Origin of the sequence: Rubripirellula obstinata (genome assembly GCF_001642955.1) — a bacterium.
In the GTDB taxonomy this organism is placed as follows: Bacteria; Planctomycetota; Planctomycetia; order Pirellulales; family Pirellulaceae; genus Rubripirellula; species Rubripirellula obstinata.
In genome coordinates this window covers 1-1,713 of the sequence record NZ_LWSK01000268.1, presented here as the reverse complement: position 1 = coordinate 1,713, position 1,713 = coordinate 1, and the positions used below count along the sequence as shown (strand labels likewise).

Sequence of the window (1,713 nt, the reverse complement as noted above, 5' to 3'; positions counted from 1 at the left end):
GGCAGTCGGCACTTCGGTTTCGTCGAGCGTTGCGGGCAAAGCGGATTTGGTCGAGCATCGGTTATGCCCCGCAGGGCGCGAGGCGGGCAGCAAGTGTCCGCGGCTCAGTCGGATAACGGCAAGCATCACCGAGGTGGCGGGATTTGACGTGCAAGCAGAGAGAAGAGTGTGCGGCCGCCACTCCGGTGCATGCAATGGTTATCCGTGAAACCCGCTTTTTCCAATCGCCTCACGTTCCGATATGCGTTCAGGTGAGTTGAATCGCAAAATGCGGCATGTTACTTCGCCGATCGGCGTGAAAGGAAGGATTTGAAAATCGTCGACATGGAAGTGGTCCGCCCAATCATCAACCCGTGGATTGAAGAAGCGTACTAATTCACCAGTAAACTCAGCAATTGAACCAATATCTGTTCCCTTGAACCGATTGCAGCACGCACAGGTGAACGCAAGGTTAGATTCAACCGTTTCGCCCCCATGTTTTTCGGCGATGATATGGTCGATCTGGCATCCAAAAAAGGTGTCGGAATCTTTGATCTTGCAGTACTCGCACCGCCCGCCTGATCGCTCAAAGACCAGGGATCGAAGGCCCACCGAAATGTAGGACGTCATGTGCCCACAATCTTGCGAGCTTTCGCCTTGGCCAACCGCATGATGTGCTCAACTTCAATGTAGTGGTCGAGCTCCGTCCGCTCATCCGAAGACAATTCGGATCGTTTTTCACGCGAGATTAGCTCGGCAACGCGGTTTTTTGCCTCAGCAGAAGCTGTAAAGCACGCGACGGCCTCTGGCGTTGTGCCGGACGCGATAAAATCAACGATTTCGGTGTATGCTTTGATCATCTCGGTAGTTTAGCAGCTACAAGCGTCCCCGGAAACACCTTGAATCATGCTCAGTCGGATAACGGTTCGGTTCAGCGGGTGGCGGGAGTGCCCATGCAAGCAAACGGAAACGCCGACCACCGCCACTCCGTTGCAACCGTTGGTTATCCGGAGTTTGGATACGAGTCGGACCGCCAGTAAGCATGAGACGCGCGAGCGGAAAACAACGACGGAACGTCACCAAGGCTGGTGCTTGTCAGTCAGGGATAGGTGTTGGAAATTTCATATTGAACGTGCCATTAGCGTTAACTCGACGCCATCTATTCGCGTCAGCGATAGCTTGGTGATCGGGAGAGACAGTGGTCCAGGATATCGGCGATCGGGACACGTAGCCATACGCCCAGAAGATTAAGTGGTGTTTCGCAGTGATCAATTTCGTGCGATCTGAGGACGTTGCGTACGATTGCTTTACAAAAAACGGAGCAACGGGTTCCGGATTGTACATGACAGCACTGTCGGGCACAGGGTAGAATACCCTCGCGTTGATTACGTCCTGGCGGGCCGATTCTTGCGTCGCCCCATCGACCGATATGTACAACGTCAATGCAATTGTAAGTGCGTGCATGATTCAGGGGTTTCGGTTCAAGCGGATTGTCTAGTTGACGTGGGCAACGAAACGCCGAGTCGGATAACGGTAGACATCACCGGGTGGCGGCGAACGACTTGCAAGCAAACGAGAAAACTAACCACCGCCACTCCGGTGCATGTCATGGTTATCTGACTAACTTCGCGCGCGAAGAGGAGGCTTGGGAGGAACTGAAATTTTGCTTGCAAGCGAGTGCAATTTGTGCGATCAATAAAGCGCACGGATCGGGTCGCGGAGACCGTCTGCGGA

At 53.8% G+C, this 1,713-nt stretch carries 3 protein-coding genes; 1 reads left to right on the top strand and 2 read right to left on the bottom strand.

Annotated features, from left to right (window positions below):
- Window positions 1-208 (top strand): hypothetical protein (locus RC85_RS28795; RefSeq protein ID WP_238383245.1); only part of this gene is annotated, 208 nt, incomplete at its 5' end.
- On the opposite strand, the gene RC85_RS25660 is transcribed toward RC85_RS28795, so the two are convergent.
- Both RC85_RS25660 and RC85_RS25655 read right to left on the bottom strand, forming a co-directional pair.
- Complete coding sequence (locus tag RC85_RS25660; protein ID WP_068267792.1) at window positions 199-609, bottom strand: HNH endonuclease; 411 nt, start codon at window positions 607-609, stop codon at window positions 199-201. The two genes, RC85_RS28795 and RC85_RS25660, sit on opposite strands and share 10 nt — an antisense overlap.
- Window positions 606-839, bottom strand: a complete 234-nt coding sequence (locus tag RC85_RS25655) for a hypothetical protein (protein WP_068267788.1) — start codon at window positions 837-839, stop codon at window positions 606-608. The genes RC85_RS25660 and RC85_RS25655 overlap by 4 nt, the downstream gene beginning before the upstream one ends.
- Window positions 840-1,713 lie beyond the last annotated feature (874 nt).